The organism is Synechococcus sp. A18-25c, from assembly GCF_014280035.1.
GTDB lineage: Bacteria > Cyanobacteriota > Cyanobacteriia > PCC-6307 > Cyanobiaceae > Synechococcus_C.
The window spans coordinates 926,979-951,440 of record NZ_CP047957.1; the positions used below are offsets into that span (position 1 = coordinate 926,979).

General features: G+C 60.1%; 26 protein-coding genes. 15 read left to right on the top strand and 11 right to left on the bottom strand.

Annotation, left to right across the window (positions count from 1 at the left end; translation table 11 throughout):
* The first annotated feature begins 46 nt into the window (after positions 1–46).
* Positions 47–1,519, top strand: coding sequence for an FAD-binding domain-containing protein (locus SynA1825c_RS05060; protein ID WP_186470561.1), 1,473 nt, complete (start codon positions 47–49; stop codon positions 1,517–1,519).
* Here the strand turns inward: SynA1825c_RS05060 and SynA1825c_RS05065 are convergent.
* Genes SynA1825c_RS05065 through pyrH form a run of 3 tightly spaced genes read right to left on the bottom strand, consistent with a single transcriptional unit; the run spans position 1,516 to position 3,922 of the window.
* Positions 1,516–2,661 carry an NAD(P)/FAD-dependent oxidoreductase gene (locus SynA1825c_RS05065; protein WP_255478455.1) on the bottom strand — a complete coding sequence of 382 codons (1,146 nt, stop codon included), beginning with the start codon at positions 2,659–2,661 and terminating at the stop codon, positions 1,516–1,518. The two genes, SynA1825c_RS05060 and SynA1825c_RS05065, sit on opposite strands and share 4 nt — an antisense overlap.
* Complete coding sequence (frr, locus tag SynA1825c_RS05070; RefSeq protein WP_186470563.1) at positions 2,658–3,206, bottom strand: ribosome recycling factor; 549 nt, start codon at positions 3,204–3,206, stop codon at positions 2,658–2,660. Before frr ends, SynA1825c_RS05065 begins: the two co-directional genes overlap by 4 nt.
* Before the next feature lie 8 nt (positions 3,207–3,214).
* Entirely contained in the window at positions 3,215–3,922 is a 708-nt protein-coding gene (pyrH, locus tag SynA1825c_RS05075; RefSeq protein WP_186470565.1) for a UMP kinase, read from the bottom strand.
* 102 nt (positions 3,923–4,024) lie between these two features.
* Here pyrH and SynA1825c_RS05080 point away from each other — a divergent pair, with 102 nt between their 5' ends.
* Complete coding sequence (locus SynA1825c_RS05080) at positions 4,025–4,210, top strand: hypothetical protein (RefSeq protein WP_186470566.1); 186 nt, start codon at positions 4,025–4,027, stop codon at positions 4,208–4,210.
* 27 nt (positions 4,211–4,237) lie between these two features.
* Here SynA1825c_RS05080 and cobO read toward each other — a convergent pair whose 3' ends face one another.
* The 3 genes from cobO to SynA1825c_RS05095 all read right to left on the bottom strand — a co-directional run bounded on the left by cobO (position 4,238) and on the right by SynA1825c_RS05095 (position 6,828).
* A complete protein-coding gene (gene cobO / locus SynA1825c_RS05085; protein ID WP_186470568.1) occupies positions 4,238–4,903 on the bottom strand; it encodes a cob(I)yrinic acid a,c-diamide adenosyltransferase in 666 nt (221 codons plus the stop codon).
* Positions 4,900–5,547, bottom strand: coding sequence for a class I SAM-dependent methyltransferase (locus tag SynA1825c_RS05090; RefSeq protein ID WP_186470569.1), 648 nt, complete (start codon positions 5,545–5,547; stop codon positions 4,900–4,902). The genes cobO and SynA1825c_RS05090 overlap by 4 nt, the downstream gene beginning before the upstream one ends.
* A 90-nt stretch (positions 5,548–5,637) precedes the next feature.
* The gene (locus SynA1825c_RS05095; RefSeq protein ID WP_186470570.1) at positions 5,638–6,828 is read right to left on the bottom strand and encodes a site-specific integrase; all 1,191 of its coding nucleotides are present in this window, start codon (positions 6,826–6,828) and stop codon (positions 5,638–5,640) included.
* Positions 6,829–6,899: 71 nt separating this feature from the next.
* On the opposite strand from SynA1825c_RS05095, the gene hemH reads away from it, so the two are divergent.
* The 5 genes from hemH (at position 6,900) to SynA1825c_RS05120 (ending at position 12,389) form a co-directional block, all read left to right on the top strand.
* Complete coding sequence (gene hemH, locus SynA1825c_RS05100) at positions 6,900–8,075, top strand: ferrochelatase (protein WP_186470571.1); 1,176 nt, start codon at positions 6,900–6,902, stop codon at positions 8,073–8,075.
* A gap of 60 nt (positions 8,076–8,135) precedes the next feature.
* The gene (gene ilvB, locus SynA1825c_RS05105; RefSeq protein ID WP_186470572.1) at positions 8,136–9,947 is read left to right on the top strand and encodes a biosynthetic-type acetolactate synthase large subunit; all 1,812 of its coding nucleotides are present in this window, start codon (positions 8,136–8,138) and stop codon (positions 9,945–9,947) included.
* Positions 9,948–9,949: 2 nt separating this feature from the next.
* The gene (locus SynA1825c_RS05110) at positions 9,950–10,303 is read left to right on the top strand and encodes a nuclease (protein WP_186471037.1); all 354 of its coding nucleotides are present in this window, start codon (positions 9,950–9,952) and stop codon (positions 10,301–10,303) included.
* A 1-nt stretch (position 10,304) separates the two neighbouring features.
* Positions 10,305–10,526: a GIVxVP protein gene (locus SynA1825c_RS05115; RefSeq protein ID WP_186470573.1), complete on the top strand. Its 222-nt coding sequence runs from the start codon at positions 10,305–10,307 to the stop codon at positions 10,524–10,526.
* 180 nt (positions 10,527–10,706) lie between these two features.
* A complete protein-coding gene (locus tag SynA1825c_RS05120; protein WP_186470574.1) occupies positions 10,707–12,389 on the top strand; it encodes an NAD(P)/FAD-dependent oxidoreductase in 1,683 nt (560 codons plus the stop codon).
* Here the strand turns inward: SynA1825c_RS05120 and pgeF are convergent.
* The 3 genes from pgeF to SynA1825c_RS05135 are packed head-to-tail and all read right to left on the bottom strand — an operon-like array spanning position 12,375 to position 15,432.
* Entirely contained in the window at positions 12,375–13,217 is an 843-nt protein-coding gene (gene pgeF, locus SynA1825c_RS05125; protein WP_186470575.1) for a peptidoglycan editing factor PgeF, read from the bottom strand. The genes SynA1825c_RS05120 and pgeF overlap by 15 nt on opposite strands.
* The gene (locus tag SynA1825c_RS05130; protein WP_186470576.1) at positions 13,214–14,128 is read right to left on the bottom strand and encodes a Tab2/Atab2 family RNA-binding protein; all 915 of its coding nucleotides are present in this window, start codon (positions 14,126–14,128) and stop codon (positions 13,214–13,216) included. The genes pgeF and SynA1825c_RS05130 overlap by 4 nt, the downstream gene beginning before the upstream one ends.
* The gene (locus SynA1825c_RS05135; protein ID WP_186470577.1) at positions 14,125–15,432 is read right to left on the bottom strand and encodes a S1 RNA-binding domain-containing protein; all 1,308 of its coding nucleotides are present in this window, start codon (positions 15,430–15,432) and stop codon (positions 14,125–14,127) included. The genes SynA1825c_RS05130 and SynA1825c_RS05135 overlap by 4 nt, the downstream gene beginning before the upstream one ends.
* Positions 15,433–15,525: 93 nt before the next feature.
* Here SynA1825c_RS05135 and SynA1825c_RS05140 point away from each other — a divergent pair, with 93 nt between their 5' ends.
* From SynA1825c_RS05140 to folE, 6 genes are all read left to right on the top strand, one after another.
* Positions 15,526–16,317, top strand: coding sequence for a creatininase family protein (locus tag SynA1825c_RS05140; protein ID WP_255478456.1), 792 nt, complete (start codon positions 15,526–15,528; stop codon positions 16,315–16,317).
* A gap of 74 nt (positions 16,318–16,391) precedes the next feature.
* Positions 16,392–17,123 carry an aldehyde oxygenase (deformylating) gene (locus tag SynA1825c_RS05145; RefSeq protein WP_186470579.1) on the top strand — a complete coding sequence of 244 codons (732 nt, stop codon included), beginning with the start codon at positions 16,392–16,394 and terminating at the stop codon, positions 17,121–17,123.
* Between the two features lie 155 nt (positions 17,124–17,278).
* Positions 17,279–18,319, top strand: a complete 1,041-nt coding sequence (locus SynA1825c_RS05150; RefSeq protein WP_186470580.1) for a long-chain acyl-[acyl-carrier-protein] reductase — start codon at positions 17,279–17,281, stop codon at positions 18,317–18,319.
* A 20-nt stretch (positions 18,320–18,339) separates the two neighbouring features.
* Complete coding sequence (locus SynA1825c_RS05155; RefSeq protein ID WP_186470581.1) at positions 18,340–19,329, top strand: acetyl-CoA carboxylase carboxyltransferase subunit alpha; 990 nt, start codon at positions 18,340–18,342, stop codon at positions 19,327–19,329.
* A gap of 24 nt (positions 19,330–19,353) precedes the next feature.
* Complete coding sequence (locus tag SynA1825c_RS05160) at positions 19,354–20,061, top strand: SDR family oxidoreductase (protein WP_186470582.1); 708 nt, start codon at positions 19,354–19,356, stop codon at positions 20,059–20,061.
* Positions 20,062–20,073: 12 nt separating this feature from the next.
* On the top strand, positions 20,074–20,856 hold the full coding sequence (gene folE, locus SynA1825c_RS05165; RefSeq protein WP_186470583.1) for a GTP cyclohydrolase I: 783 nt from the start codon (positions 20,074–20,076) through the stop codon (positions 20,854–20,856).
* Between the two features lie 39 nt (positions 20,857–20,895).
* Here folE and SynA1825c_RS05170 read toward each other — a convergent pair whose 3' ends face one another.
* Positions 20,896–21,579 (bottom strand): phosphoribosylanthranilate isomerase, encoded by a 684-nt coding sequence (locus tag SynA1825c_RS05170; protein ID WP_186470584.1) that lies wholly within the window; start codon positions 21,577–21,579, stop codon positions 20,896–20,898.
* A gap of 71 nt (positions 21,580–21,650) precedes the next feature.
* Between SynA1825c_RS05170 and SynA1825c_RS05175 the strand changes: the two genes are divergently transcribed.
* Complete coding sequence (locus tag SynA1825c_RS05175; protein ID WP_186470585.1) at positions 21,651–22,922, top strand: site-2 protease family protein; 1,272 nt, start codon at positions 21,651–21,653, stop codon at positions 22,920–22,922.
* Here the strand turns inward: SynA1825c_RS05175 and SynA1825c_RS05180 are convergent.
* Entirely contained in the window at positions 22,895–23,668 is a 774-nt protein-coding gene (locus SynA1825c_RS05180; RefSeq protein ID WP_186470586.1) for a lipoate--protein ligase family protein, read from the bottom strand. The genes SynA1825c_RS05175 and SynA1825c_RS05180 overlap by 28 nt on opposite strands.
* Before the next feature lie 7 nt (positions 23,669–23,675).
* Between SynA1825c_RS05180 and SynA1825c_RS05185 the strand changes: the two genes are divergently transcribed.
* Positions 23,676–24,446, top strand: a complete 771-nt coding sequence (locus SynA1825c_RS05185) for a sulfite exporter TauE/SafE family protein (protein WP_186470587.1) — start codon at positions 23,676–23,678, stop codon at positions 24,444–24,446.
* Positions 24,447–24,462 lie beyond the last annotated feature (16 nt).

The window sequence follows — 24,462 nt, forward strand, 5'->3', positions numbered from 1 at the left end:
AGGCTGTTTAGGGTCGAGACCCCAACAGCCGAACGCTTCGTCTCCGATGACCCTCCAGCTGGTCTGGTTCAAGCGTGATTTGCGATGGGTGGATCACCAACCCTTGATCCAGGCCCTGGAGAGAGGTCCTGTGTTGCCGCTCTACATCGTGGAGCCTGAGTTCTGGCGGCAACCCGATGCTTCGGGCCGGCAGTTTGCCTTTTGCAGAGAAGCACTCATCGATCTACGTGGCGGGCTTGCTGCTCTAGGTCAGCCGTTGGTGGTGCGCTGTGGTGACGCAGTGGAGGTGCTGGAACGTGCCCGTTGCCAGTTGGGCATTGAGGCCCTGTGGAGCCATGAAGAGACAGGTAACGACTGGACCTATGCCCGCGATCGGCGTGTGGCGGCCTGGGCCAAGGAGCAGGGCATCCCTTGGCGGGAGATCCCCCAGTTTGGCGTCACCCGACGGATGCGCTCCCGCAGGGGATGGGCCCAGCGCTGGGAAGCGCGGATGGGGGAGCCACTCACACCATCGCCTGTCTCCCTGACACCTCTGCCGACGGTCTCCCCCGGAGACCTGCCGGACGCAACGGCACTCGCACTCCCGGCGGATCCTTGCCCCCATCGACAAACCGGTGGTCGGCACCAGGGGCTGAGAGAACTGGAGGATTTCATCGAGCGTCGGGTGCAGCGCTACTGCAGTTCCATCTCAAGCCCGAACCGGGCGTTCACGGGTTGTTCCCGCCTTTCGGCCTATCTCACCTGGGGGTGCCTGTCGATGCGTGAGGTGTTGCAGCGCAGTCGAGAGGTGTCCGGCCGCGGCGCGAGCAGCTTCGGATCTCGTCTGCACTGGCATTGTCATTTCATTCAGAAGCTGGAAGATCAACCACCGATCGAATGGCAGGATTTTCATCCGTTCATGCGCGGCATTCGCCCCTTGGATCCTGAACGGCTGGCTGCCTGGGCGCAGGGGCGCACCGGGGTGCCTTTTGTGGATGCCTGCATGCGTGCGTTGCGAGCCCATGGCTGGATCAACTTCCGCATGCGAGCCATGCTCATGTCGTTCGCCAGTTACAACCTCTGGCTTCCCTGGAGAGACAGCGGTCTGCATCTCGCCCGTCAGTTCGTTGATTACGAACCGGGAATTCACTGGAGCCAGTGCCAGATGCAGTCAGGCAGCACCTCCATCAACACCATCAGGATTTACAACCCGATCAAGCAGGGGCTCGACCACGATCCAGATGGGGTGTTCATCCGGCGTTGGTGTCCGGAATTGGCCGATGTTCCCTCCGTGCATTTGCATGAGCCGTGGGGACTCGGTGGTTCCTTGCCACCCCCGATCGTGGATTGTGCTCAGTCAGCCCGGGAGGCCAAGGATCGCATCTTCGCCATTCGACGTTCAGCTGGCTTCGATCGTCATGCGGATGCCATTCAGCGTCGCCATGGATCGAGGCGTGCTGGCCTTCCTTCGACATCCAGGCGCCGCTCGCGACGTCAGGTCGACGATCCGAATGCGCAGCAACTCACCCTTGAGCTTTAACGACGTTTCAGCAATAAACGTTTAATCACTCGCTGGGCGATGTCGCCATATCCCATCTCACCGGAAAGGATTTGGGCGATTCTCTGAGGAGCCGTCGGGCGTTTAATGCCCAGCTGATAGCCAACCCCAGGAAAGCGATAAAAAACCTGAGCGATGCGACGACCCCAGGCCATCGACTCGCCCCACCGATGTCGCATGGCTTGGCTGTAACCACGCAGATCATCCTGGTTGCCGCGGAGCCACTGGTCGAGGTGTTGGGCCGCTTCGCAACCGCTCATCAAGGCGGGTCGTAAGCCTTCGGCAAGAAAGGGATCGCACAGTGACGCCGCATCCCCGACCACCACGATTCCATTGCCATCAATGCGGTGGTGGCCGTTCCAGACCCGCAGCTGGCCGCGCTGGCGGATTCCCGCGTCAGGGGCAAAACCGAGATCGGGCAAGAGCTTCGCCAGCACCGCCTCCGGGTCGGCATCCTGGCGTCCGATGAAGCTCCCAACCCCGATGTTCACGCCACCAGCCACCGGAAAGGCCCAAGCGAACCCCTGCTTCACCAGGCCGAATTCAAATCGGGTGGTTCCATCAGCGAGATGGCCTTGCCCTTCGAGTCGTACCGACATGGTGGTGGCGGTCTGCACCTGTTTGGCTCCAAGCCCGAGACGTTGCGGCCATGGTGAAGAGGAACCGTCAGCGATCACCACGGCTTTGCAGCGCCAGCGCCGACCGTCGATGGCTTTGACCTGCCAGAACTCTTGGTTGCGGATGACATCGTCGACATCCACACCATCGATGCGTTCGGCTCCGGCTTGGCAGGCTTGTTCGGCCAACAGCTGATCAAGCTTCTCCCGCCGCACAATCCAGAAGGGTGCATCTCCCGGCAGTTCAGCCACCACAGGGTCGCTGAGGCACCAGCTGAAATCGACTCTCCGGATCACTTGCTCGACAGCAGGCTCCAGGGAGAACGGGAACCACTGCTGGACCGACGCAGCCATGCCACCGCCGCAGGGTTTGATCCGCGTTTCATGATCCTTCTCAAGCAGAAGAATGTCGTGGCCGGCTGCGGCCAGATGGGCAGCTGCTGCGCCGCCGGCGGCGCCGGATCCGACGATGACAACATCGCGGATCCGCTGATCAGATCCGTTCAAACCTTGAGAATGTCAGCTTCCTTGTCGCCGAGGTGCTTCTCCAACTCCGCGATGAACTTGTCGAGCACTTTCTGCACGGCATCTTGTTCATCACGGCTTTGATCTTCACTGAAATCGCCGTCTTTTTCCTTCTTTTTGATCTTGTCGATCGCATCGCGGCGAAGATTGCGAAGCGCCACCTTGCCTTCTTCGGCGTATTTGGAGGCCAGTTTGCAGAACTCTTTACGACGTTCCTCCGTGAGCGGCGGCACATTGATCCGAATCACTTTGCCGTCGTTGTTGGGTGTGAAACCCAGTTCGCTCATGGCGATGGCCTTTTCGATTGAGGCCAGGGCGCTGATGTCGAAGGGCTGGATCTGGATGGTCTGGGAGTCTGGTGTCGACAGCGTCGCCAGCGATTTCAGAGGTGTATCAGCTCCGTAGTACTCGACGCTGATGCGATCCAATAGGGATGCGTTAGCTCGACCGGTGCGGATCGTGTTGAAGTTGCGCTGGGTGGCTTCCACCGACTTGCGCATGCTGGATTCGAGCTCGGGATGAGACATGACGTTGATTAATTGCTGATGCGTGAACCAATGGGTTCGCCCGCGACGGCTCGGCCAATGTTGCCGGCTTCAAACAGATTGAAGACCACGATTGGGATGTTGTTGTCTTTGCAGAGGGCGATAGCCGTGCTGTCCATCACCGCCAATTCTCCGCTGAGCACCTGTTGGAACGTCAACTGCTCGTAGCGCACCGCATCAGCATGTTTTTCGGGGTCCTTGTCGTATACCCCATCCACTTTCGTGGCTTTGAAGACGACATCAGCACTGATTTCGGCAGCGCGCAGGGCCGCCGTGGTGTCGGTGGTGAAGAAGGGGTTGCCGCAGCCGGCCCCAAAGACCACAACCCTTCCTTTTTCCAGATGGCGAATGGCTTTCCTGCGGATGTAAGGCTCTGCCACCTCCTGCATGCCGATGGCGGTCTGAACGCGGGTCGGCACACCTGCCTGTTCCAAGCCATCCTGCAGCGTGATGGCGTTCATGACAGTGGCCAGCATTCCGACGTAATCGGCCGTAGCACGATCCATGCCAGCCGCTGAACCTTTGAGGCCGCGAAAGATGTTGCCCCCGCCCACAACGATGGCCAGCTGAGTGCCACCCTCGATCACTTTGGCGACATCTGCAGCAATGGACTGAACAATGGCTGGGTCAATTCCGTAGCCCTGATCTCCCATCAGCGCTTCACCGCTGAGTTTCAGGAGTGCACGCGCGTAGGCCATTCAGTCACCTGATCCCGCTGACAGTAGCAACCGGGATCGGACGGTCACAGCACTGGCGCGCCGCCGCCGTAGCCGCTTCCATGGAGCAACGATGTGAATGCGATGTCTGAGGAAATCGGTGAGCGCAGTTCCGTGATGGCCCGCCTCACCTTGTCAGCTCTGGACAAGGCCAGTCAGGATCCGTCCTGTTGGCGCGATCCCGTGGTGCATCGCGCGTTGTTGGTGAGTGGGTTGTCGGTGTTGACCGCCGCTGCAGGGCTGCTTCGTCATGACCTCGAGCAGTCCTGAGCGCACGTCAGTGGGCCAGAGCTCCATCTAGAACTCAATGCCTGCCTGGGCTTTCACGCCTTGTTCGCGGAAGGGATGGTGCACCAGGGTCATTTCGGTCACCAGATCAGCTGCTTCGATCAGGTCCTTCGGGGCGCCACGACCGGTCACTGCCACGTGGCAAAGCTCGGGGCGTTCTTGCAATCCAGCGATCACCGTGTCGGCCTCGATGTAACCCAGCTTCAGTGCCACGTTCAATTCATCGAGAAGCACCAGTTTCACCTGGCTGTCGCGCAGATAGCTCAGTGCGGTCTGCCAGGCCTCGCCGACCAGTTGTTGATCCCGCTGTCTGTTCTGGGTCTCCCAGGTGAAGCCCTCGCCCAGGGCATGCCAGACCACCTGATCTCCAAAGGCCTTGAGCGCCCGCGCTTCCCCCGGTTCCCAGCCGCCCTTGATGAACTGGATGATTGCCACCCGTTCGCCATGACCCAGGGTTCGCAGAACCAGACCTAAGCCGGCGGTTGTTTTGCCTTTTCCCTGGCCGGTGAACACCAGGATCAAACCCTTTTCCCTGTTGCGTTCCTCCACCCGCTGCCGCTGCACTTCCTGGCGACGCTCCATGCGTTTGCGGTAGCCGCTGTCATCGGCCTCAGGGGCAAGGTTGCCTCCCATGCCCAGGTCTGCGGCGGCCTGATCGAGGTTGCTATCGGTCATGGGGTGATCGCTGCAGTGGGACGGGTTGCGGTAATGCGCTGCAGGGCGTTCCCCGCCAGCAGTTCCTGGTCGATGTCGGAGAAACCAAGCGTCTCCAGCTGACCTGGCAGGTCATCTTCAAGCATGGCCAACGCTGTGTCCGTTTCAAACAGGGCGCAGAACAGTTGCTGTGGCAGGCGCAGCCAGGGGCCGGCGGGATGCAGATCCACGAGCACCAGCCAGCCACCTGGGCGCAATAATTTCAGGCATTGCTTCAGCACCTGAGCCCGCTCAGCACGGGGAAATTCGTGCAAGGCCACACTCATCTGGATGGCATCAAAGCTGGCCTCCCTCAGCGGAGGCTCCTCCGCAAGCCCTTCGACCCGTTTGAGACCCGGATGGCGTTGCGCGGCTAACGCCAGCGCCAGAGGTGAAATGTCCAGTCCGGTCACCTGGAAACCTGCCTTGAGCCAGGGTGCCGCCGCTTCCCCGCTCCCGCAGCAGAGATCGAGCACATCGGCTTTGGGGGTCAGTCTGGGGTGGAGCGCGTCGAGTCCTAGAGCCCTTAGGCGCTCCACGCCTCCCACGCTGAGGGATGACACCGCGGTCACGCAGTCATAAATCCAGCGATATCGGTAGGCCAGCGGTCTCAAAAAGGATGTCATCAGAACCAGTGACAGCGCGGCTTGCTGCGTTCAACAACACACCCATCCTGGCGGCCACGGATGGGGCTCGCTTGGCCTCTTGGCTTGCCTCTAGGCCTGATGACGGGCCAGGGCTGTGTCTACTGCCTGTTGCTGATCCCGACGGGTAATCCAGTGGTGATAGGTGCGGGTGTGGATCGCCACGGAGTGCCCCATCATCCGAGCTGACACCGTGTCAGGCAACCCAATATGGATCGTGCGGACGGCCCAGGCATGGCGGAGGTCATAGGGGGTGAGCGGCAGTTCGTAGCGCCGAAACTGCTCGCTCACACGGCGTCCCACCTGTTGAAGCGTGGTTCGGCGCAGATCCGTGCTGATGGATGGCAAGGCATCGGAGACGTTCCCCAGCCTCGTGAGATCGAATCGCTCCACCCACTCGGGGTGAAAAGGCCACACCTGATGTTCGCCGGTTTTGGTGGTCGGGAGCACGCGGATCACCCGGTCTCCACCGGTGTCAAGGGCGCTGAGGTCGCAGAAAAACACCTCATGGTTGCGAAGGCCATAGGTCGCCATCAGTCCATACACCAGCCGCCAACGCGGGTTCGGGATCCTCAGCAGTGATTCCAGAATCAGACTGTCGCTCGGAAGCTGACGAAATCGTGCGCGATGCAGGCCATAGCCCGCGGCTTCCGCGCGCCAGTCATCTGGCAGGTCGATATTGAGATGCTTGGCCAGGCTGGCCAAGGCTGTGCTGCACTGCTGACGACTGCGACTGCCGTCGGGATAGCTGTGCAGCGCTTTCATCAGCAGTTCGCTGGTGACTCCCTCTGACTCCTGAGTGGCCAGGCTTCTGAGCCTGCGCAGATAGGGGTTGTAAGCCCCTGCCCAGGTCGTGCGACTGCCGGAGGGGGAGCGTCGACGTCGCGGATCGGCGAAAAATGCCGCGCAGAACCCTTCGATCTGATCGTTCAACGGCGTTTCCCCACGACGATGCGACGAGTCTGTCGTTGAGGTTTCGGCTGCTGCTGCGGCACTCCATTGCTCCCACCGGAACTGGTCGCGCTTCAACTGCCCGTCAATCACTCGGGCGATCTGTTCGACCTCCAGCAATCCTTGTGCGTTGGCTGCGACGCCCAGGCTCAGGCGCTGAACGGATCGTCGTTCAGGCGTCTGACGACCTGGCAGTGAACCGCGCAGGTTGAGACGCATTCCGCGCTGTTCAATCCTCAGCCCCACGCCTGATTCAGCCAGCGAAGCATTTGCGTTTCTTTTTGCTACTACGAACGCGTCGCTTTGTTCCATCCTTTCGTTCAGGCCAGGCCCACCATGCCTTTGATGGGGGTTACTCTCAACCCCTGCAATCGGTTTCGGACATGTCTCGGGTCGGTGTCGTGCTCCTCAATCTGGGTGGGCCTGAGCGCATTCAGGATGTCGGTCCTTTTCTGTTCAATCTGTTCGCGGATCCGGAAATCATCCGCTTGCCGATCCCGGCGCTGCAGAAGCCGTTGGCCTGGTTGATTAGCACGCTGCGCAGCGGCAAATCCCAGGAGGCCTATCGCTCCATTGGCGGTGGATCACCCTTGCGGCGCATCACCGAACAGCAGGCCCGAGAATTGCAGAGCCTGCTTCGTCAACGGGGAATCGAGGCTACGAGCTATGTGGCAATGCGCTACTGGCATCCCTTCACCGAGTCCGCCGTTGCCGATATCAAGGCCGATGGCATGGATGAAGTGGTGGTGTTGCCTCTCTATCCCCACTTCTCCATCAGTACTAGTGGGTCCAGTTTCCGTGAGCTCCAGCGCTTGCGCCAAGGCGACAGTCGCTTCGAAAAGCTGCCGATCCGCTGCATTCGCAGCTGGTTCGATCACCCCGGTTACGTCCAGGCGATGGCTGAGTTGATTGCTGAGGAGGTTCGCAACAGCGACGACCCCACCCAGGCGCACGTGTTCTTCAGTGCGCACGGAGTTCCGAAGAGCTACGTGGAAGAGGCCGGGGATCCTTACCAGCAGGAAATTGAGGCCTGCACGGGCCTGATCATGAAGAAGCTCGAGGAGCTGATGGGCCATGGCAACCCCCATACGCTCGCCTACCAGAGTCGAGTGGGGCCGGTGGAGTGGCTCAAGCCCTACACCGAGGAAGCACTGGAAGATCTCGGTAAAGCCAAGACCAACGATCTGGTGGTGGTGCCGATCAGTTTCGTCAGTGAGCACATCGAAACCCTCGAGGAAATCGACATCGAGTACCGCGAACTGGCCACCGAGGCTGGTGTTGTGAATTTCCGTCGGGTGCGTGCCCTCGACACCTATCCCGCCTTCATCGAAGGACTTGCTGATCTGGTGGAAACCAGTCTCAAGGGACCTGAGGTGAGCCTTGATGCCGCGGCTGAACTGCCCACCAAAGTGAAGCTCTATCCCCAGGAAAAGTGGGAATGGGGATGGAACAACAGCTCCGAAGTGTGGAATGGCCGTCTGGCCATGCTGGGTTTCTCCGCATTTTTGCTGGAGCTGATCAGTGGGCAGGGTCCCCTGCACGCACTTGGTCTGCTTTAAATCCCGTGACGACAGCGGATCGCCGCCTAACGTGGAGGGTCAGTTCTTCGTGACAACGCTGTGACGCTGACCTCCGCTCCAAAAGCCGATGCAGCGTCGAGTAGTGGTGACAGCCGGCGCATCACCGGGGCCCAGGCCTTGATGGATGCACTGCGCCGTCATGGGGTGGACACGATCTTCGGCTACCCAGGTGGCGCCATCCTGCCGATTTATGACGCGTTGCACGTTGCCGAGAGCGAAGGCTGGCTGCGTCACTATCTGGTGCGTCACGAGCAAGGTGGGACGCACGCTGCTGACGCTTATGCCCGAGCTACGGGTCGTGTCGGCGTTTGTTTCGGAACATCTGGGCCCGGTGCCACCAATTTGGTGACGGGGATTGCCACCGCTCAGATGGATTCTGTGCCGATGGTGGTGATCACCGGACAGGTGCCGCGCACGGCCATCGGCACCGATGCGTTTCAGGAAACTGACATTTTCGGCATCACCCTTCCGATTGTGAAGCACTCCTGGGTGGTGCGTAATCCTGCTGATCTCGCTTCGGTGGTCGCCCAGGCGTTTCATATCGCCGCTTCGGGTCGCCCAGGCCCGGTTCTGATCGACATCCCCAAAGATGTGGGCCAGGAAGAATTCGACTACGTGCCTGTTGAGCCCGGTTCGGTGGTGCCGGCAGGGTTCGCATCCACACCATCTCCCGATCCCCAGTCGATTGAGGCGGCCCTCGATCTGATTGCTGAAGCGGATCGTCCCCTGCTTTACGTCGGTGGTGGTGCCATCGCTGCGTCAGCTCACGACAGCATCCGCCTGTTGGCAGAGCGTTATCAGATCCCGGTCACCACCACCCTGATGGGTAAAGGGGCATTCGATGAGAACCATGCCTTGGCTCTAGGCATGCTGGGGATGCATGGCACGGCTTACGCCAACTTCGCTGTCACAGACTGCGACCTTCTCATTGCTGTCGGCGCTCGATTTGATGACCGGGTCACAGGCAAGCTCGACACCTTCGCCCCCCGGGCTCGGGTGATCCATTGCGAGATCGATCCCGCCGAAATCGGCAAGAACCGTCGCCCTGATGTCGCCGTTCTTGGCGATGTGGGTGCCAGCTTGTCGGCCATGGTGGATCTCAGCCTGCGGCGTTCTCCCGAACCCCGCACGGCCAACTGGCTGGAACGCATCCGCGAGTGGAAGCATCGTTATCCGTTAACGACTCCACCTTCAGAGGGCGAGATCTACCCCCAGGAGGTGCTGCTGGCTGTCCGTGATCTGGCTCCCGGCGCCATCGCCACCACCGATGTGGGTCAGCATCAGATGTGGGCCGCCCAGTATTTGCGCAACGGGCCCCGCAGCTGGATCAGTAGCGCCGGCCTGGGCACGATGGGATTTGGGGTGCCTGCGGCTCTCGGTGCCCAGGTGGCATGCCCCGATCGTCAGGTGGTCTGCATCGCTGGTGATGCCAGCGTGCTGATGAACATCCAGGAACTAGGAACCTTGGCTCAATACCGCTTGCCAGTGAAGGTGGTCATCGTCAACAACCAGTGGCAGGGCATGGTGCGTCAGTGGCAGGAAAGCTTCTACGAGGAGCGCTACTCCGCTTCAGATATGAACAACGGGATGCCTGATTTCCAGGCTCTGGCCCAGGCCTTCGGGGTGGAGGGAATGACAATCGTTGATCGCGCGGATCTGCACAGCGGCCTGGCGAAAGCCTTCGCATCTCCCAATCCGACCGTGATTGATGTGCGCGTGCGCCGCGGAGAAAATTGCTACCCCATGGTTCCACCTGGCTGCAGCAATGCTCAGATGGTCGGACTGCCGACCCATCCTGAGTTGGCGTTTCAAGATCTTGGCTCCTCGTCGTCCAGCGCTGCTGCCCAGTGAAAATCCATCGGCTGTTGGGTCTGATCATTGGTCTGCTGCTGTTGCTGAGTCAACCGCTCGCATCCCATGCGGCCGAAGTGCTGCAGGTGCGTTCGGCCACATTGCTGCAGGTCGGTGACCGGAACCGTAATTACACCGTTCAATTGGCTTGTATTGATGTGGCTGTCGACGATCAGCAACGCGCTCAAGACTGGCTGCGCGCTGAACTCCCCCGCCGTCGTCGCGTCAACCTCCGCCCCAAGGGCTCCGCTGATGGAGTGCTCATAGCCAGGGTCACGCCCCTAGGGGATGAACTGGATCTCGGAGCGGCCCTGATTCAGGAAGGTCTGGCTCAATCCACCTGTCTCGAAGGCTGAGATGGCGCGCAACCGCATTGCCTCCGGGGTGGTCATGGTGCCCTGCGTGCTGCTTGGATCAGCGTTTCTGAGCAGAGCTTTCTGGGCTGATGCCGCATCGGGCAACCGCTCACTGGCCTTGACGATTGGCGGCCTCTTGCTGTCCGCGGGATTGCTGGCCTTGGTGTTTCAAAGCGGTTCCACCGGTTCGGAGACAGAGACAGACGAGTCCGATCAGTCTTAAGCGTTTTGGAGGGGGTTCCTGCGTCATGGTCCCCAACTTTGCGGCTGAATCCAGGGGCAGCAACGATGGGGGATCCGATTCCGCACACAGGATCGATCCGTCAGATGTCATCCAACATCAACCCACCCGGCTGATGTCCGGTCGGTAAGGTTTCCACTGGGGTCTGATGGGAGACGGCTCGTGCTGCGCCTCAGCGAGCTAAGGGTTGATCTTGATCACACGGATGAGGATCTGGAGCAGGCTGTACTCCGATGTCTGCGAGTTCCCCGTGAGCGTCTGATCTCACAACATTTGGTGAAACGGAGCATTGATGCCCGTCGCCGCGATCGGATCCGCGTGATTTACAGCGTGGATGTGAACGTGCGCGGCGAGAAGGCGCTCCTGCGCCGCCGCGCGTCCGACCGTCGCATCCGCCTGGCGCCCGACGAGCGCTATCGCTTTGTGGCTCATGCGTCATCGCGTCAGAACGGTGAGGATCTGGCACGTCCTGTGGTGATCGGTGCCGGTCCCTGCGGCTATTTCGCAGCGCTACTGCTGGCTCAGATGGGCTTTCGACCGCTGCTGCTGGAACGGGGTCAACCCGTCAAACAGCGCAGCCTCGACACGTTTGGCTTCTGGAGGCGCACGTCGGATTTCCAGCCTGAATCCAATGCCCAGTTCGGGGAAGGGGGCGCTGGCACCTTCTCTGACGGCAAGCTGTACAGCCAGGTCAGTGACCCTGTCCATTACGGACGGAAGGTGCTGGAGGAACTGGTGGAGTGCGGAGCCAATCGCGACATCCTTACCATGCATCGGCCTCACATCGGCACGTTCAAGCTGGCAACGGTCGTGCGAGGTTTGCGGAGCAAGATCGAAGCGTTGGGCGGGGAGGTGCGCTTCGGAGCGCGCGTCGACCGTTTGGTTCTGGAACCTTCAGGATTCGATCACGGCAAGCCATGGCGGATTCGGGCTCTGCAACTGGCCGATGGCAGTGAGCTTGCCTGCAGTCAGGTGGTGCTTGCCCCTGGGCATTCGGCTCGAGACACCTTCGCGATGCTGGAGGAAACGGGGGTGGCACTTGAACGGAAGCCATTTGCCATCGGCGTGCGCATCGAGCATCCGCAGTCGTTGATCGATCGGGCCCGTTGGGGTGATAGTGCCGGCCATCCTCTTCTGGGAGCTGCTGAATACAAGCTGGTGCATCACGCCAGCAACGGCCGTTGCGTCTACAGCTTCTGCATGTGCCCCGGTGGCTTTGTGGTCGGTGCTACATCCGAGCCTGGCCGCGTGGTCACCAACGGCATGAGCCAGCACTCCCGCAATGAGCGCAATGCCAACAGCGGTTTGGTCATGCCGGTGTTGGATGCCGATCTGATCCCCCACGAACGATGGTCAGGTGATCCGTTAGCCGGTCTGACGTTTCAACGGCAATTGGAATCCGCGGCGTTTCGGCTTGGGGGTGAGGATTACAGCGCACCGGTGCAGCGGCTCGAAGACTTCGTGGCAGCTCGGCCTTCAACACGTCTCGGCACCGTTGATCCTTCGTATCAGCCGGGGGTCACGCCAACCGATCTGGCTGATCTGCTGCCCGAAGCGATGGTGGAGGCCCTGCGCGAAGCGCTGCCCGCATTTGACACCAAGCTGTCCGGTTATGGCCATCCCGATGCCGTCTTGACGGGAGTAGAAACCCGAACCTCTTCTCCACTGCGCATCCCGCGGGATGCGCAGTTGGAGTCGCTCAATGTGTTCGGCCTCACCCCTGCCGGTGAAGGTGCCGGCTTTGCCGGCGGAATTCTGTCTGCTGCAATTGATGGCATTCGGGCAGCCGAAGCAGTGGCCTTGCGTCTTCTCGCAACGACAGCTGCTGCATCAGCAGAAAGTTGACTCTGCAGCCTGGCCAACGATGCCGCTCCACTGCACGGCCTTGACCTGATCCCTGCGCCAGGAATGAAACAGGCTTGGTTCACTCAGCGTGCACAACGGACACATGGCGATCTTGCTGGCCTCCAAACCGGCATGCTGAAGCTGAAGCCTGGCGGCTGCTCGGATGTCGAGGCGGCAGTGGCCGTCCTTGGAATCGGGCGTGACGACCTTCAGGGTTTCCAGGTCAGCGATCGTATGGCTGGTTCCGTCCAGTGAGGCGCCGACCTCAAGCGCCACGCTGTTGTTCACCTGGTAGTGCTCTCCACTGATGGCAGGTCCCAGGGCAACCAGGAGCGACTCGCGGCATGCCCCTCGTTGTTCAAGCCGCAGGATCGCTTCATCAAGGATTCGACGGGCGACTCCGCGCCAGCCGGCATGGCAGGCGGCGGCATGACCGCTGACTGGATCCGCCAGAAGCACAGGAGTGCAGTCGGCTCCGCAGACCCACAGGCTTTGGCCGCCGCGATCACTCACCACACCGTCGGCATTCGGCCAGGGCGATCCGGTCGCCGACGAAGCCTCGATCACAACAGCGCCGTGCACCTGCTGGGGACGATGCACACTCACCCCCGCAGAGAGATAACCGGCCAGTTCGTCAGGTCCACGACCATGCCAGCGGCGCGTGAAGAATCCATGTTCAAAACCAGCCTCTTGCAGGTGATTGGCTTGCAAGTAATAGCCGCCGTAACAACCGATCCAGCTCCAACCCTGCAAAGTGTTGAATCGGCTATCAGGTCGATCGAATGGATCGTCGCCCAAGTCGGCATGTGCCCCGTGCAGGGGACTCATGGTTCAGGTTGATCTCGCAACATCCAGAAGCCCTCAAACTTCTCGCTGTCTGGAGCGCTCTGGATGGCGATGAACTGCAGTCCCCGCACGTCCTGGCAGGACTGCTTCAGGGCCTCTGCGATCTGTCCGGCTTCCTGTGGAGCCAGATCACTCACCAGCCAGGAATCGTCCTGACCTGCGTCAAGGATCAGCTGACTGGCACTGACGCGAAGCCGCACAGGCTCAAGACCGCCAAGCCACCCCGCCAAGGCAAGAGCCCTGGTGCGACTGAATAGTCGTAATCCGGGAACCTGCTGATTCAGATCCAGAGCCGCAGGCACCGGCAGCAATCCGTTGAACCCTAGGGGCCACTCTCCGGCTTCCTTCAAGCTTCCCAGGGGAAGACCAGCCCAGCTCCAGGCATCACCACGCACCGCTTCAGGCAGGGGAAGCGGGGGTGTCACGACCGGAGATGGCGGTGGAGCCAGCGGTCCGGCCATGAATCCTTCCTCTTGCGGGTAAACCGTTTTTTCCCGCTCTTCAAGCCAGTCGAGCAGCGCGTAGGTCCGTCGGCTGGACACCATCTCCAGCTTCAATTCAGTGGCGGCTCGCTGCACCATTGTTCGCATGGCACTGCGCCAAGCTCGCAATCGTCGGGGTGCTTTCCATCCCTCCTTTTCAGCCTGAGCAATCGCTTCACGCAGAGCTGCGGCGAGCCAGGTGGAATTCACCTCGTTTGCTGGACATCGCTTGGCGAATCGGAAGCAATCGCTGTGGCTGATGTCGGGGGTGCTGATGATCAATAGCTCCCAGCGTTTCTTGCCGTCGGCTTCCAGGATTGGCCTGGAATAAAAATCCAGTTCCCAGTCCGCTTCGCGTGCGGACCCGGATTTTGCACCGGTGTCACCGGCGGACTGCGGAGCTGTGATCATCCAGCTGACTGTTCCTGCTGTCTGAGGACGTTACGGGCTCTATTAGCACGATCGGCTGCTTCAGCCATCACTGTGTCTTTCTCAACAATCAGCTCACCGGGTTGGTTCTCCAGAAGTGCTGTATTGAGTGCGATTCGACCCCGCCCTGGATCGAGTTCTGTGATCAGGGCCTTCACGGCATCGCCATGGTCAAACACTTCGCGCAAGGAGCGCAGACTGCCGCCGGTGATGACCGATTGGTGCAGCAAGCCACTGATCCCACCGAGGTCGATGAACAACCCATAGGGCTTGATGGCAGCGACATGGCCTTCCACTAACTGACCAACTTCCAGCTCTGAAAAACGGGCGGCCGTGGCTGCTCGCTTCTCAGAGAGAACCAACTTGCGGGTTTCAGGATTGACCTCGAGGAAGGCCACTCCAAGGGTTTTGCCCACCAAGGCTTCATGATTCTCGCCTTCCTGGAGCTGGGAGCGGGGGATGAAGCCCCGCAGGCCCTCGAGATCGCAGGTGACACCCCCGCGGTTGAAGCCGGTCACCTTGACCTGGACCACCTTGCCTTCCTTCTCAAGTTCACGCACCTTGTCCCAGCTCTTGCGCAACGCCAGGGCACGACAGCTGATGGTGACCATGCCGTCAGCGTTCTGTTCGCGCGTCACCAGAACCTCAATTTCCAGACCCTTCGGAAACCGTTCCTTGAGGTTGGTGATCACGCCAAGGCCACACTCGTTCTTGGGCATGAAGCCCGGCGCCTTGCCGCCGATGTCGACATACACACCGTCGCTTTCCATGCCGATCACGGTGCCGGTGACCACTTCCCCGGTGGTTCCCACCGGTTCATTGGCATCCAAAGCCGCCAGGAATGCATCCTCGTCGAAATCGAAGTCATCGACACTTCGGCTGACGGCGGCCGCCCCGGCCTTGGATGGGTTCGATTGACGGTTGGCATCGGCAGGGCCCAGCAGGTCCGCCATGGTCATGCCCGCCAGGTCATCATCATCAGGGTTTCTGAAAGGTGCTCCAAGGGCCGGGGCTGCAGGGGATTGAGGTGCCCTTGGGGCTGATGGTGCCTTGGGTGTCCCAGCCTGGCCACCTTCCGCTGCGAGAGCGGCCTGTTCCAGCTCTTCTGCTCGCGCAGCGGCAGCATCAGCAGCTGCTCTGGCTTGTTCGGCTTCTTTGCGCAAACGCTCCTGTTCCTCACGCTTGCTGATGTGCATCACCTGCAGCGGTTTGCGGGGTGGTTGCGCGGAAGAAGCGGCACTTTTGCCACCATCCGGGCGGGAAATCTGACGTTCTGTTCCGGCCATGGGACCCATCGTCCTTGGCCAGACAGTCTGACAGCAGGAGGTTGATTCAGGATGCAGTCCGGTGAAGTTCAAACAGTCAAACGGCTGCATTGCATGCCCTGGCCTGATGCGGCCAAGGCGCTTCAGTGCCCCGGTGCAACGTTGGTCTGGCCCTTTGGTGCCATGGAACAACATGGCCCCCAGTTGCCCCTGGCGACCGATGCGCTGTTCGCTGAGCGCATCCTTGATGCCGTTCTAAGGGAACTCTCGCAAGATCTGCCGATCTGGTCTCTGCCCCCACAAACCATTGGTTTTTCACCGGAACATCGAGGTTTTCCCGGCACCGTCAGCCTGAGCGCCGACCTTCTGATCGACCTGATCAAGGACGTGGGTGGTCAGCTGGCTGAACAGGGAGTGAAGCGATTGGTGCTGTTCAACGCCCATGGCGGACAAATTGGCCTGCTGCAGGCCGCGGCCCGTGAACTGGCGGCTCAATCACCGTCCATGGCCGTTCTGCCCTGCTTCATTTGGAGCGGTGTCTCCGGGCTCAGCGATTTGCTTCCCGACCATGAGTTGAGGCATGGCCTGCACGCAGGCCTGGCGGAAACCAGCTTGATGCTCGCGTTGGAACCCACGCTGGTGGGAAGTGAACGACCGGCAGACGGGGATCATTCCAGCGCTGGTTCCAGCTCTACGCCCCCCGAGGGCTGGAGTCTCGAAGGAGATTCGCCCATGGCTTGGTTCACGGCTGATCTCAGCGAGTCCGGTGTCGTGGGTGACAGCCGTGGTGCCGATTCCGCCCTGGGCCATCAGTTGCAGACGCAACTCATTCGGCACTGGAAGACCCTGTTCACCAGTCTTTTGGCGTCATCCTGGCCACCCCGCGCGGACCCACGACGTATCTGAGGATCATCAATCGGAACATCCATTGACGGTGGCACTGGTTACAGTCGCTTCCATTGACCGTTGTGGAAAGATCCATGCCGACTCCCGTCAGCCCTGACGTCGCCGTCCTGGAGGAGCGGGATGAAGCAGCTCAACAGCTGCCCGATTTCACAACTGAGGCGTACAAGGACGCTTACAGCCGGATCAACGCGATCGTGATTGAGGGTGAGCAGGAGGCTCATGACAACTACATTTTGTTGGGCACCTTGATCCCCGATCAGGCTGATGAGCTGACGCGATTGGCTCGGATGGAGATGAAGCACATGAAAGGCTTCACGTCCTGCGGTCGCAACCTGGGTGTTGAGGCCGATCTTCCCTTCGCTAAGGAGTTCTTCGGCCCGCTGCATGGCAACTTCCAAGCCGCCTTCAAAGAGGGCAAGGTTGTGACCTGCCTGCTCATTCAGGCCCTGTTGATCGAAGCGTTTGCGATTTCCGCTTATCACATCTACATCCCTGTGGCAGATCCCTTTGCCCGCAAGATCACTGAGGGTGTGGTCAAAGACGAGTACACCCATCTGAACTACGGCCAGGAGTGGCTCAAAGCCAACTTTGAGGCCAGCAAGGATGAGCTCATGGAGGCCAACAAGGCCAATCTCCCTTTGATTCGCTCCATGCTTGATCAGGTGGCTGAAGACGCCGCTGTTCTGCACATGGAAAAGGAAGATTTGATTGAAGATTTCCTTATCGCTTATCAGGAAGCTCTTGGTGAGATCGGCTTCACCGGCCGTGACATTGCCCGCATGGCCGCAGCCGCTCTTGCGGTCTGATCCGCCAGGCTTTTCAGTCCTGGATTCGCCGATCATGTCCGGTTTCTTCACAGGCACGTTTTGCAGGGCACGTGCCTTCGTGGGACCATGATCGATCAGCCCACCTTCGTGGTGAGTTCTTGTTCCATGCGTTCACATACGACCTTCGGCGGTACATGTTTGGTCTGATCGGACACTCCACAAGCTTTGAAGCGGCGAGGCGGAAGGCTTCAGAACTTGGGTTCGATCACATCGCCGACGGCGATCTTGACGTGTGGTGCAGCGCACCACCCCAGCTTGTCGAGCATGTCGAGGTGACAAGCGCCACGGGTAAAATCATCACCGGTGCTTACATCGATTCCTGCTTTGTGCCGGAGATGCTCAGCCGCTTCAAGACGGCGAGGCGCAAGGTGCTCAACGCCATGGAGCTGGCGCAGAAAAAGGGCATCAACATTACGGCTCTGGGCGGATTCACCTCCATCATTTTCGAGAATTTCAACCTGCTCCAGCACCAGCACGTGCGCAGAACAACCCTGGAGTGGGAGCGTTTCACCACGGGCAATACCCACACGGCCTGGGTGATCAGTCGTCAGGTTGAGAACAATGCTCCGCTGCTGGGAATCGATCTGACGCAAGCCAAAGTGGCTGTTGTGGGTGCGACAGGTGACATCGGCAGTGCTGTTTGCCGCTGGCTCGCAAACCGCACCGGTGTGGGTGAGTTGCTGCTGGTCGCACGCCAACAGCAACCTCTCCAGGATCTCCAGGCCGAGCTCGGTGGCGGAAGAATCCTCACCTTGGATGAAGCCCTCCCTGAAGCCGATGTGGTCGTCTGGGTGGCGAGCATGCCACGCACGCTTGAGATTGATTCCGCTTCACTGCGCAAACCCTGTCTGATGATCGACGGTGGCTATCCCAAGAACCTGGACGCCAAGGTTGCCAGCGAAGGCGTTCATGTGCTGAAGGGAGGCATTGTCGAATTCGGCACTGACATCGGCTGGACGATGATGGAAATCGCCGAAATGGAGAAACCTCAGCGGCAGATGTTTGCTTGCTTCGCTGAAGCCATGCTGCTCGAGTTCGAGGAGTGCCACACCAACTTCAGTTGGGGACGCAACAACATCACGCTTGAGAAGATGGATTTCATTGGGGCGGCTTCCGTTCGCCACGGTTTCTCCACCCTCAATCTCCAAGGGCAGCCTCAGGCTGTCATTGCCTGACCTTCGTTCCGCGTTCTCCCATGGCCAGACGCCCGCTGCTTGATTTCGAGAAACCCCTGGTTGAGCTCGAACAGCAGATCGAGCAAATCCGTCAGCTGGCAAGGGATTCCGAGGTTGATGTGAGTCAGCAGCTGCTTCAACTTGAAACCCTTGCGGCACGCCGCCGGGATGAAATCTTCCAGTCGCTGACCCCAGCGCAGAAAATTCAGGTGGCGCGCCACCCTCATCGTCCCAGCACACTGGATTTCATCCAGATGTTCTGTGACGACTGGGTTGAATTGCATGGTGACCGCCGAGGCAGTGACGACCAGGCTCTGATCGGCGGGATTGGTCGTCTGGGAGACCGCTCCGTGCTGTTGATCGGCCACCAGAAGGGACGCGACACCAAGGAGAATGTGGCGCGTAATTTCGGGATGGCCACTCCCGGTGGCTACCGGAAGGCTCTGCGGCTCATGGAGCATGCGGATCGCTTCGGCCTTCCGATCCTCGCTTTCATCGATACGCCGGGTGCCTATGCGGGACTTCTGGCTGAGGAGCAGGGTCAGGGCGAGGCCATTGCCGTGAACCTGCGCGAAATGTTCCGACTGCGTGTGCCGATCATTGCCACGGTGATCGGTGAAGGCGGCTCGGGTGGAGCGCTGGGAATCGGTGTGGCTGATCGACTGCTGATGTTTGAGCACAGTGTCTACACCGTGGCCAGCCCGGAGGCCTGCGCATCGATTCTTTGGCGGGATGCCGCCAAAGCCTCCGATGCTGCGGCTGCCCTGAGGATCACCGGCAAGGATCTGCTCAGCCTTGGTGTCGTGGATGAAGTGTTGGAGGAGCCGGCCGGTGGTAACAACTGGGCCCCACTCGAGGCCGGTGAAACGCTGCGCATTGCTCTGAATCGTCATCTCGATCATCTGCTGTCACTCTCCGAAGACGAGCTGAAAGATCAGCGCTACCGGAAATTCCGAGCGATGGGCCGTTTTCTAGATGTGGCCTCGCCGGAAAGTAACTTCGCTGCCTAGTGTGCTTCGGTTTGCACCGATTTCTTGCCCTCAGTCCTGATCACTGGTGCATCACGTGGTATCGGTCATTCAGCAGCAAAAGCGTTCGCTGACGCTGGCTGGGACTTACTTCTGGTGTCACGAAGTGAAGCTGCTCTTCAGTCGCTGGCGTCCGAGCTGAGATCGGGTGGATCACGCGTGATTCACCAATCCATCGATTTCACGGATCCCTCTGCCATTGCACCTGGGATCGAGACATTGCTCAGTCAGGGCCTTCGTCCTTCGGTGTTGATCAATAACGCCGGTGCGGCCTGGACTGGGAACTTGCTGGAGATGCCTCTGGAGCGCTGGAACTGGCTCATGCAGCTCAACCTCACCAGTGTGTATCAGGTGTCTGCTGCCGTTGTTCCCTCGATGCGACCTGCAGGTGGCTTGGTCATCAATGTGAGCAGTCATGCTGCTCGCAATGCCTTCCCCGGTTGGGGTGCTTACTGCACGGTGAAGGCTGCTTTGGCCAGTTTCACCCGTTGCTTAGCAGAGGAGGAGCGATCCAACGGAATCCGTGCTTGCACGCTCACGCTCGGGGCTGTGGACACGTCCCTCTGGGATTCACCCACGGTTGACAGCGATTTTGATCGGCGTGCGATGCTGCCCGTCAATCAGGCCGCTGCAGCACTTCTTCATCTTGCTCAACAACCTGCCACACAGGTCGTTGAGGACCTCACTCTCATGCCAGCCACCGGCGCCTTTTGAATTCTGAAAGAGATGACTTCCACACTCCCTACTTCCAGTAACGGCAACGGTGTTGCTCTCGGTACGTTGCGCGGCAGTTCCCCAAGCAAAAGTCAATTCCCGATCGCGGAGGCCAAGATCTCCGAGGTGATTCGTGAGCGGTTGCGCCAGCGTGGGGTGTCGTTTTTGGCTAACGACAACATCGCTGATCACTTGCTTCCTGGTGAGCTTGAAACACTCCAGGTGGAAGTGGCTGACCGTGTGCGCGACCTGTTGCACAGCCTGGTGATCGACACCGAAAACGATCACAACACAGCTGAAACTGCTGAGCGGGTCGCCAAGATGTACCTGCAGGAAGTGTTTAAAGGCCGGTATCACCAGCAACCCAAGGTCGCCAGTTTCCCCAATGTGAAGCAGCTGGATGAGATCTACACCGTTGGACCGATCACGGTGCGATCCGCTTGCTCCCACCATCTTGTGCCGATCATGGGCAATTGCTGGATCGGAATCAAACCCGGCGCCCGTGTGATCGGACTCTCCAAATTCACACGTGTGGCTGATTGGGTGTTCTCACGGCCCCACATCCAAGAGGAAGCTGTGATGATTCTTGCCGACGAGATCGAAAAGCTCTGCGAGCCCCAAGGTCTCGGCATCATCATCAAAGCTCAGCACTACTGCATGAAATGGCGTGGTGTGCAGGAGCCGCAAACCAGCATGGTGAACTCCGTTGTTCGTGGCGACTTCCGCCACGACCCAAGCCTCAAGCAGGAATTCTTTGAGTTGGTGCGTCAGCAGGAAGCTCTGCTCTGCACCTGATCGTGTGCTGATTTGTTCCATCGATCAAACAGAACCCGATCACGTTGATGAGGCTTGATAAGGCTCCACGGCCTGCACCAGCTCTTCTACCAAGCTGAGATTCTTGACGCCGGGGCGTTCTTCCAACCGGCTGGATGCATCCAGCCCGAAAGGGCGCACCTGCTCTAACAGGGTGGGCACCCACTCCCCACTGACACCCCCTGCGAGCCACCAGGGTGTTGCTTGATTGATGCGGTCATCGACCTGCTTCAGCCAGGCAGGGTCCAACCGGTGTCCTGTTCCTCCCAGTTGGGACGGGCTCCAGGCATCCAACAACAGCGCGTCCACGCAATCGGAGTAAGTGTCAAGCCGGCTCAAATCCTGTGCACCGCGCAGGCGCAGCGCTTTCCACCAGCCAATCTGCGGGAACCGTCGTCTGAGTTGCTCGCAGTACTGCGGTGATTCCTGCCCATGCAGCTGAATCACAGAGGGTTGGCCCTCTCCTGAAAGGGTGGATCCCAGCTCCTCTTCGCTGAGATCAGCCACTACCCAGACCCGCTGAACGGAGGGATGTTCTACAGCAAGGCGCTGAAAGATGGCCCGCCGTCGTTCTTCCCCGACAAATCGTGGTGTCCCTGCAACGCCGATCACACCGATGGCCTGCACACCCATGGCAGCGATCGCGCAGGCCTGATCGCTGTCGGTGAGACCGCAGATCTTGAGGGACAGGCCCTGGTCGACCATGAAGGGAAGGCAGTTGAGGGTCCTTTCTAGGATTGAGGCAACGAGACCGGCCACTCCTGCCGGAAAAACACGTGGGTGATGGCTGGCAATTGATGCGTATCGGTGGGATCCCTCTCAGGGTTCACCCCAGCTGGTTCATCATCCTGGTGTTATTCACGATGGCGTTTCAGCAGCAGGTGGCCAGCACCATGCCGGACACCAGTGGCACGGTCTGGATCAGCTGGTTCATGGGTCTGGTCACCGCCTTGCTGCTGTTTGTTTCAGTGTTGCTCCATGAATTGGGCCATTCGCTGGTGGCCCTGCGTGAAGGGGTGAAGGTGCGCAGCATCACTCTTTTCCTGATGGGGGGAGTGGCACGGGTGGAGCGTGAATGCTCCACAGCGATGGGGTCGTTGCGCGTCGCCGCTGCCGGGCCAGCGGTCAGCTTGATTCTGGGGCTGATCCTGCTGGCAGCCTCCCACCCCGGCAATCACGTCAGTCAGTTGCTGGGAAATCTGTTGACGCAGCTGGGCTGGCTCAATCTGGTGCTGGCCATCTTCAATCTGTTGCCAGGGTTGCCGCTGGATGGCGGCCTGATTCTTAAGTCCCTTGTCTGGCAATGGACCGGAAGTCAGCGCCGCGGCATTCAGGTAGCAACCGCGAGCGGACGTTTCCTGTCGCTGTTCGCGATCATGCTCGGCTTCTGGATTGTGCTGCGCGGCGGTGGTTTCTCAGGCTTCTGGTTGGTGCTCCTGGGCTGGTTCGGGATGGGCGCCTCGCGCAGTCAAACGCAGACCCTGGCTCTTCAACAGGTGCTCAAGCGCGAAACCGTTGGCCCTGCTACGGCGCGCCGTTTTCGTGTGGTGGAGGCCGGTCAGAGCTTGCGCAGCCTCAGCAAACTTCGTCTTGGAGCGACGGAAGACGGCGACCAAAGCCTTCCCGACTGGGTGCTGGTGTGTCGAGAAGGGCGTTGGATCGGTTTCATCACCGATCAACCGCTCAAGGATTTGCCAGTTCAGCAGTGGGACCGACAGACCGTCGCTGATCATCTCGAGCCCCTCGACCGTCTGCCATCGATTCAGCAGTCAGCCCCCCTTTGGAAGGCGGTGATTGCACTGGAGTCCAGCGCGCAGGGCCGTCTGTTGGTTCTTGGTCCTGCAGGACTCCCCAGCGGAACCCTCGATCGTTGTGATCTCGGAGAAGCCGTGCTCAAAGGTCTATCTGTGAAACTTCCCGATGGAATGCTGACCGCTGCCCGTCGCTCCAATACCTATCCCTTCGGCATGCCTCTTGCGCAAGTGGTCAAGAGCATGAAGTCTTCTGGGCTCTTGGAGGATCAAAGCCCAGATGCCCCCACCCGGTAGAGGGGAGCTCTGGTTTGGAGATCCACGCGCTCGGCGGCGCTGATCGGGAGGCTGATCCATTCCAAGCCAGGCCACGGCTTCTTGAAGGCCGTCATCAGTGCGTCTTCCACCGCCTGTGCAGAGGGGGGCTTGGGATGCCATTGCGGTGGTGGGCTCTTGAAGAGAGATCTCCAGAGGGTGACAGGCGGTGTCAGTGGGATTTCCCCATGCTGAAGCAGGTGACCGTGCTGCCAAAACTGAGCGCTGCCGATCCGTTTGCTGCCGTCTTCATCCACAAGGTCGGCCAGGGTTGAGCGGGCAAAGCAGTTGAATCCGCCAGCGTCTTGAGGATGATCCCCCGATCTCAGGCTGACCCCGAGCTGTTGGAATCCACGCCGGATGCAATTGTTCAAAATTGCATAGGCCTTTTTGCCTTGGCGAGGGGCCATGGGCCAGATCAAGGCATAGGTGAGTCCGCCGGCATGCAGCACAGCTCCGCCCCCACTTGGACGTCGAACCAGCACCACTTGCCCATCATTGGCGAGCTGATGCCAGCGGTCAGGAAGCTCACGAAGATGCCGGCCCAGGGAGAGCGTTGGGCGACGCCACTGATAAAACCGAATGACTGGGGATCGTTGCTCTGACCTCCAGCACTCCTCCAGCAACAAGGCATCCAATGCCATCTGTTCGGCACCGTCGAGCGCAAGATTCGGCACCATGCGCCCGCTGTTCCGTTGTTCGGACCGGCAGGATGCAGGCTGCGTCATGGCGGCGATGACTTTGACGGATGTGTTGCTGGTGGTGCCTCTGGGCCTCCTGGCAGGAGCCTTGGCAGGCCTCCTTGGCATTGGAGGCGGTTTGATCTTCGCGCCTTTGCTGCTCTGGATGGGCCTCAGTCCGCATCAGGCCCTCGCCACCAGCACGTTCGCGATCGTGCCGACGGCACTGGGCGGCAGCTTCATCCACCTCCGCTCGAGGTCACTGCAGCTCAAGCCCGCTTTTGCCATCGGCCTGGCGGCCTTCCTGACTGCTTGGGTGTTCAGCCAGCTGGGACGCCTGGTGGCCGGCTGGCATCTGTTGACGCTGCAATCACTGCTTTACGTGGTGCTGGCGTTCACCATTCGCGGTGATCGCGGCGACACTGAGAGACCTGACCAACAGCCGTTGCGCCTGGCCGGGCTGACCGCCGTGGGCGGCGTGGCCGGTCTTGCCGGCGGAATGCTGGGACTGGGAGGCGGGCTGTTGATGGTGCCGTTAATGGTGAGCGGGCTGTCGGTGCCAATTCGTCAGGCCATCCGGTTGAGCACGCTGGCGGTGGCCTGTTCCGCCACCGCTGCATCCCTTCAGTTCCTCCAGGAAGGCCGTGGTCAGTGGATGCTGGGGGTGCTGCTCGGAGCCGTCGCGGCTGTGGCGGCGCAATGGACGGCCTCAAAGCTCGACAGTGTGCGCGCTGGCACCTTGGCGTGGCTGCTCAGAGGGCTGGCGGCGCTGCTGGCCGTGGATAGTGGTCGCCGGGCCCTAGCGCTGGCCTTGCAGCAGGCATAACCGCTTGATTGCAAGC

Coding starts and splice junctions, on each gene's coding strand:
- SynA1825c_RS05130 (WP_186470576.1), bottom strand. CDS start 14,128: ATGATCACAGCTCCGCAGTCCGCCGGTGACACCGGTGCAAAATCCGGG.
- SynA1825c_RS05155 (WP_186470581.1), top strand. CDS start 18,340: ATGGCCAGACGCCCGCTGCTTGATTTCGAGAAACCCCTGGTTGAGCTC.
- SynA1825c_RS05060 (WP_186470561.1), top strand. CDS start 47: ATGACCCTCCAGCTGGTCTGGTTCAAGCGTGATTTGCGATGGGTGGAT.
- SynA1825c_RS05180 (WP_186470586.1), bottom strand. CDS start 23,668: ATGACGCAGCCTGCATCCTGCCGGTCCGAACAACGGAACAGCGGGCGC.
- SynA1825c_RS05170 (WP_186470584.1), bottom strand. CDS start 21,579: ATGGTCGACCAGGGCCTGTCCCTCAAGATCTGCGGTCTCACCGACAGC.
- frr (WP_186470563.1), bottom strand. CDS start 3,206: ATGTCTCATCCCGAGCTCGAATCCAGCATGCGCAAGTCGGTGGAAGCC.
- folE (WP_186470583.1), top strand. CDS start 20,074: ATGACTTCCACACTCCCTACTTCCAGTAACGGCAACGGTGTTGCTCTC.
- pgeF (WP_186470575.1), bottom strand. CDS start 13,217: ATGAGTCCCCTGCACGGGGCACATGCCGACTTGGGCGACGATCCATTC.
- pyrH (WP_186470565.1), bottom strand. CDS start 3,922: ATGGCCTACGCGCGTGCACTCCTGAAACTCAGCGGTGAAGCGCTGATG.
- SynA1825c_RS05115 (WP_186470573.1), top strand. CDS start 10,305: ATGGCGCGCAACCGCATTGCCTCCGGGGTGGTCATGGTGCCCTGCGTG.
- SynA1825c_RS05090 (WP_186470569.1), bottom strand. CDS start 5,547: ATGACATCCTTTTTGAGACCGCTGGCCTACCGATATCGCTGGATTTAT.
- SynA1825c_RS05140 (WP_255478456.1), top strand. CDS start 15,526: ATGCCCTGGCCTGATGCGGCCAAGGCGCTTCAGTGCCCCGGTGCAACG.
- SynA1825c_RS05080 (WP_186470566.1), top strand. CDS start 4,025: ATGTCTGAGGAAATCGGTGAGCGCAGTTCCGTGATGGCCCGCCTCACC.
- SynA1825c_RS05150 (WP_186470580.1), top strand. CDS start 17,279: ATGTTTGGTCTGATCGGACACTCCACAAGCTTTGAAGCGGCGAGGCGG.
- SynA1825c_RS05095 (WP_186470570.1), bottom strand. CDS start 6,828: ATGGAACAAAGCGACGCGTTCGTAGTAGCAAAAAGAAACGCAAATGCT.
- cobO (WP_186470568.1), bottom strand. CDS start 4,903: ATGACCGATAGCAACCTCGATCAGGCCGCCGCAGACCTGGGCATGGGA.
- SynA1825c_RS05145 (WP_186470579.1), top strand. CDS start 16,392: ATGCCGACTCCCGTCAGCCCTGACGTCGCCGTCCTGGAGGAGCGGGAT.
- SynA1825c_RS05185 (WP_186470587.1), top strand. CDS start 23,676: ATGACTTTGACGGATGTGTTGCTGGTGGTGCCTCTGGGCCTCCTGGCA.
- SynA1825c_RS05135 (WP_186470577.1), bottom strand. CDS start 15,432: ATGGCCGGAACAGAACGTCAGATTTCCCGCCCGGATGGTGGCAAAAGT.
- hemH (WP_186470571.1), top strand. CDS start 6,900: ATGTCTCGGGTCGGTGTCGTGCTCCTCAATCTGGGTGGGCCTGAGCGC.